We start from the raw sequence: 6,000 nt of genomic DNA on the forward strand, positions 1-6,000 counted from the left end.
GGACTCTACCCCACTTAAAAACTGGATAAACGCAGCATAAAAAGAGGTGACCGCTTATTCGGTCACCTCGACATCGTTTTAACCTATTTTTGTCTACTATTTTGGGGGACAATTCTATAACATCTATAACTCAAATCCTTAGCAGGGTTTCGGCGGGGGACTCTACCCCACCGAAGCTAGGTGTGGGAACCACTCTCACTTATATAAGTGGGAGTCTTACGATTGGATAAATGTCTAACAATAATTCCTATCAATTTTCCAAGTAACTATCAATAAATTCTTGCGGAAGTTTTTTAATCAGCATAACTGGTATCGTTGACTTATTAAGTAAATTATGGGCTAAACTGCCGAAGATTAACCCCTTAAAACTTGATAAACCGCGAGTTCCAATAATAATCAGATCAAAAGAATTGGTATTTGCATATTCAAGGATTATATCTTCAATATGAGAAGTATCATTAGGAGCATCGCTTGTACTCTTAGTGTATATTTCTTTATGGGCAACATTATATCCCTGGTTGAAGAAGATTTGATTTGTTTTACGAAGAATCTTATAATATTCTTGCTCAGTCTCGTTATCCGATTCGGAAAGGACATGCTTCATCCATTCAGAAGTTGGAGTAGCAGGCCAAGTATCTCTCCAATCATACGATTTAAATGAAGGAGATTCGGTTTCCTCAATAACTCTTAATACCGTTAATTGCATATCGGGCATGTTTTGTAGTAGTGTAGCAGTATAGACCGCTGCTGAAAAAGCCTGATGCGAGCCATCGGAGTAAAGAAGCACTTTAAACTGAGAATCATTCATAATTCAATCTCTCCTAATAAAATTTAGAACTATTTTATCATAATTACAAGTTCTCAGTCTCTAGTGTTTTAAAGTTTTTTTAGATTTTTTCAGATCTTTTTCAAATCCCCTTTTGATTTCACATTTAGTTAAGCCCAGATATGAGCATAATCAATTATCATCTCTGAAATTGCTTTAGACCTACTCAGGTCAGAATCTCATTAATTAACAGTTATCTTATTAGGTTTCAGAAAAGCGATCTCACGAAAATGAAATTTTCTTATCCGGCTACATGAAAAACGCCTGAAGCTGCCGAGAGTATAATAATAATTTCCAGCCCAACCATAATTGCATAGGGTATATCTTTTTTCATAGAATAATTGAAAAACAAGGTAATATACCCAATAACAGAAACTAATCCTAAAAATGCTAATCCAACTAAATTCATATAATCAGCATGACTGACCATTGTTAACCAACTCCAACCCGAAGGAGCATTAGTAAGTTTTGCATATTCATGAACTGAAAGCCCCCAATACTGAGGCATTTGCGAAGGCGCAACCATTGGATTAAATAAACCGGCCATATATAGAATAAACGTAACAGCCATAATACCTATGCCGGCCCAGGAACATACTAATAAAATATTTGCATATCGATTCTGTTCAGGACTAACCATTGAACTTAGAGCAGCATCCGAAGTATTGACTACACTTGGAGCATGGCCATTGGAAACAGAAGCTTGACTATTCATAATTTTTACCCCCATCCTAATCCATCTAATAAAGATTTTAACCCTGCAAATAATAACATAAGGATTACAATATAGCGGATTGATTTAGGTTTTGTAATATTGAGAAGCCGAACACCTACACGTGATCCAAGCATAATGCCAAGAACTGAAGGAATAGTAATTATTGCCAGTACTGCACCCTGATTTAAATAAATCCAGGCCGCTGAGGTATCAGTGATTGCCAGTAGTGACATACTCGTACCAACTGCTATTTTGAGAGGAGCCCCTAGCAGGAGATTCAATACAGGAACGTTAGCCCAACCTGCGCCAATTCCAAACATTCCAGCGATAACCCCGATAACGCAGAAGAGCAACAAACCTTGAGGCAGTCTCCAAACCGTCCAGTTGATATCTTGGCCGCTGGAAGACTCATAATATGCGCCCCCGATATTCAGATAACGAGCTAAAGAATCCGGACGGCCAATCTTAGGAATTTCACTATTTTTCGAAAACACAAATACTAAGGCTATACCTGTTATTAAAACGCCTAATAATATTTTCAATATATTCTGTGGTAGAGCAAGTCCTAAATATGCTCCAGCGATACTTGAAGAGGAAGCAAGCAATGCTAGGGGAATAACTAATCGCAAACTTGCCATATTTGCTTTGAGAAGCTTAGGTCCGGCAGACAATGAACATGCAAGAGCAACAAATAGCCCCGTGCCTCGAATGAAATCAAAGTTAAAAGGAAAGAAGCTGCTAATGATTGGTACAAAAAGTGTACTTCCCCCAATTCCTGCCAGGGCCGAAACAATACCAATAAAGAAGGTTGTTACCATCAAGGCAAGCGGCCATACCCACCAGGGCATACCTGGGGTACTAGCTGCATTCGCCACAGCAAGACTAGTTGATGCAAATATTGAACTGGTGTGGGCGAAAAATTGTCCGATCATATTCTGGGCCTCCTATATACGTTAAATTTTCTAGGCATTAAGTCTTCAACTTATAGTTTTTTATCAATCTCACCCCCCTTACTTTTAACATGTGAGTCTTCTCACAAATAGAGTAACATTTGTCTTTGCCTCGTGTCTATAGGATAACAATATGTTCATAATCGATTTTATTTATGACTCAAGCCCTCTATAAAGTCACCTAAAAATAGTAAAGGCCCGTAGGAACATACTCACTACAGACCTCTATCGATTTCGCCTGAAACTTTTGTCAATTCCGATTTATTTTCACAAGAGAATAATTTTATTGAAGCTTTACTCAATTCAGTAAAATGATCATAATTTAATGTTTATCAGCCCAGATGTTCAGCTTTAGCTGAACGAGTTCACTTAATCTTAACAGGTATTATTCACTTAGTTCAAAATTGCACTAATGATTGGGCTAAATCCAAATATCGAGATCATCCTTATGCTCAATAATTCTATCCGCTATTTTTGTTCCAACATAATGAAAGTATGTCTCGCCGTCATGAGGGCCCGAATAACTTTGATCAACCGTAAATTTTGCGGTTTCAATGACTCGTCGGAGCAACGGAATTCTGTTTGTCTTCGTAATATCAAAATTATTGATTGACTTTCCAAATTCTTGACCAAGATTAGCAGTACTCCAAAACTTTGGTCCCTTTTCAGGTTTAATCTGATAAACTCTTCTCAAGAATTCAAAAGGAAATGCGCCAAAGGAAATAATAATTTTAGGCATATATTCAACGGCAATTTCCTTAAAAGCCTCAATTTCTTCTGCTACTTCAACGCCCCACCAGTTTAGAGTATTTGGAACGAGCTCACTTACTCTAACTGCATTCCGAATATAAATATTTGAGGTATCTATCCGTGAATGCAAAACTCGGAATACCTTATCCTGTATCTCAGCAAGAACAGGAGTCCATATATTGTGACGAACAGCAGGATGTTTGGGATTAACAAGCAGCCATATAGGGTAACTTTTATCTCCTGTCTCCTGTTTGATTTTTTCTACTGCAGGAATATATCTGTTAAGCGTTAAGTTAGACATATAAAAATTCCTCCTCTCAAGATTTAAACATCTAAATGTTATCAGTTCTTTAGCTTGGGTCAGGAATTAGCTTATCAAACAACTGTCTTAATCTATAACTAATACTTTATTGAAAATTTATCAAATTTCTTAGCAGCCCTTAGATATGCCTTCTTAACTCTATTGCTTCTATATCTAAGATTATGATAGTATCGTCTCCCTCCTCACCTAAAGTATGTACTTATCCTCACAATTAAAGATTATCATTGTGTTAAGATATTGTCTATAACTAGGCAATATTATCGTAATTAGATTATTCTATGGCTATAGCGTGTCTGAGTTCCTGTTTATCCCATTTTAGTTAATCTATCTTTTTCGCTGCATTAACTTTGACTATATTTTTGAGTTATTAATATAACAGCCTTTGACGTGTTCGGGCGCTAAAGAGGTAAAAACAAGAGAAAAAACTTGAAAATCAAAGTCAATTAAAAATCATTAAACCCCGTGATTGTTTTTACACTTCGCGGTTTATCAAATAGAGTATTAATTTTAAAAGTTTGCAGAATTTTATTGACCAATTATTATAATATTTCTTAATTACCTAAAATATTTTTTTCCTAGAAATCAATCTCACCATTGAAAAATTGGCAGTTAAAAATAAGCCCTGAAGTTTGAGCCTTCAGGGCAGTTGTGCACTTAATTCCTTATTTGATCCATATATCAAGACTATCTTTATTATCAATAATCTTTTCAGCTATTTTTTTCCCTACATACTGAAAATAGTTTTCTCCATAATAGTTATGATCTTCAATAAATCTCCCACTTTTTACAACTCTGCGCAGCAAAGGAACTCGATTAGTTTTCGTGATATCAAAGTTTTCAATAGCTTTGCCAAATTCATCCCCTAAATTTGAGGTACCCCAAAATTTTGGGCCTTTCTCCGGATATATTTCATAGACTCTTCGCACAAATTCAAAAGGAAATGAGCCAAATGTTATTAATATCTTTGGTTGATAATCCACAACGATCCCTCTGAAAAGCTCAATTTCTTTAGCTAATTCCGTACCCCACCAATTTAAAGTATTGGGAATTATTCGGCTGTCACTAACAACTTTTCTCGTGTATAGTTTCGTTGTATCAATTCTCGTACGCAAGTCTCTATAAACCTTTTCTTGTATCTCCGCAAGCACTGGTGCCCAAATATTATGGCGTACAGCCGGATGTTTAGGGTTTACTAACAGCCAAATCGGATATGATTTATCTCCGGTCTCCCGTTCAACTTCTTCAGGTGGATTTGAAATTGTTGTATTAGTTTCATTTAACGATGACAAATTTATCCCTTCTTTCAGATTCAGTCATGCATATAAAAGTCCCAAAGAGAAATCTTCATTTAGGGCAAGTTATCTTGTTCTGCTGAATACGTTAAAAAAATATATTACTTGTACGGCCACTGATCATATGTGCAATCGGGCAGTTTTCTTCTCTAGTATCCGATAAGAAATTACTAATAAATTCTTGAGGCAGCTTTTTAATTAAGAGTACTGGAATTGATGACTTATTTTGTACTTTATGAGCCAAGCCCCCGAAAATCAACCCATTAAACATTGAGAAACCTTGCGACCCTATAATAATTAGATTAAATGAGTTTCTACTTGAATAGTTTAAAATTAAATCTGCTGTATCGGAGATATCTGACTTATTAATATTGGAATATAATATCTGATGTTTAATGCTGTGCGAACTTTCTACAAAAATTCGGTTTGTTTTCGATACTATACGAGCATATTGATCTCCACAATCTTCCTCTGAATTAAGCATTCGTTTAAACCAATCATCGTTAGGAATTTTAAGATAAGTTTGGGACCAACTAAGTTCCGATTCAGATTCCCAGTAAATCCTCTTATACTTTCGTCTTAATTCAATCCAACTAAATTCACTCCCCATAAAACGTTCATGACTTTCATGTATTTGAAGAATTGTCAATTTCATATTAGGAATATTATTTATGAGTGATGCGGCATATACAGCAGCAGAGATCGATTGTCTCGATCCATCTGAATAGAGCAAAACATTAAAATTTGATTTTGCCATATAAATAGCCCCTTCCCTAAATAACTTGAACCATATAAAATAAATCCGATTAAAATTTTCGCATATTCTTTCATCTATTTCGAAAATAATTAGTCAGTATTTTTTCGAGTTTATGGTATAATTAACATGTCAAATTTCTTAGCAGCCTTTACAAGGCTGTTTTTTTTATCATACTTTCATGTCATCATCTAACAATACCACTGATAAAGGTATTTATTTTGTCAAGTATATATTCCGATCCTCTACTAAATAGCCTTCACCATCACCTCCCTATAATATCTAATGATTTTCTTTGAATCTCTCGCTTTTTCATAGAATTCCTAACTTACCAAACTAGCTCATCACGGATAGAATACGCATAGAATGCCTAATTCAGGGAATTTGGGTA

General features: G+C 35.5%; 6 protein-coding genes. All 6 read right to left on the reverse strand.

Annotated features, from left to right (window positions below; genetic code table 11):
* Positions 1 to 250: 250 nt before the first annotated feature.
* The 6 genes from B5771_RS02950 to B5771_RS02975 all read right to left on the reverse strand — a co-directional run bounded on the left by B5771_RS02950 (position 251) and on the right by B5771_RS02975 (position 5,612).
* Positions 251 to 808 (reverse strand): universal stress protein, encoded by a 558-nt coding sequence (locus tag B5771_RS02950; protein WP_088186198.1) that lies wholly within the window; start codon positions 806 to 808, stop codon positions 251 to 253.
* A 259-nt stretch (positions 809 to 1,067) separates the two neighbouring features.
* Positions 1,068 to 1,541, reverse strand: a complete 474-nt coding sequence (locus B5771_RS02955) for a hypothetical protein (protein WP_047810601.1) — start codon at positions 1,539 to 1,541, stop codon at positions 1,068 to 1,070.
* Between the two features lie 5 nt (positions 1,542 to 1,546).
* Positions 1,547 to 2,473, reverse strand: coding sequence for a sulfite exporter TauE/SafE family protein (locus B5771_RS02960; protein WP_088186200.1), 927 nt, complete (start codon positions 2,471 to 2,473; stop codon positions 1,547 to 1,549).
* Between the two features lie 439 nt (positions 2,474 to 2,912).
* A complete protein-coding gene (locus B5771_RS02965) occupies positions 2,913 to 3,542 on the reverse strand; it encodes a hypothetical protein (protein WP_088186202.1) in 630 nt (209 codons plus the stop codon).
* A 683-nt stretch (positions 3,543 to 4,225) separates the two neighbouring features.
* Complete coding sequence (locus B5771_RS02970; RefSeq protein WP_088186204.1) at positions 4,226 to 4,852, reverse strand: hypothetical protein; 627 nt, start codon at positions 4,850 to 4,852, stop codon at positions 4,226 to 4,228.
* Positions 4,853 to 4,943: 91 nt separating this feature from the next.
* On the reverse strand, positions 4,944 to 5,612 hold the full coding sequence (locus B5771_RS02975) for a universal stress protein (protein ID WP_088186206.1): 669 nt from the start codon (positions 5,610 to 5,612) through the stop codon (positions 4,944 to 4,946).
* Positions 5,613 to 6,000: the final 388 nt, after the last annotated feature.

This window comes from Desulfosporosinus sp. FKA, from assembly GCF_002196785.1.
Lineage (GTDB): Bacteria > Bacillota > Desulfitobacteriia > Desulfitobacteriales > Desulfitobacteriaceae > Desulfosporosinus > Desulfosporosinus acididurans.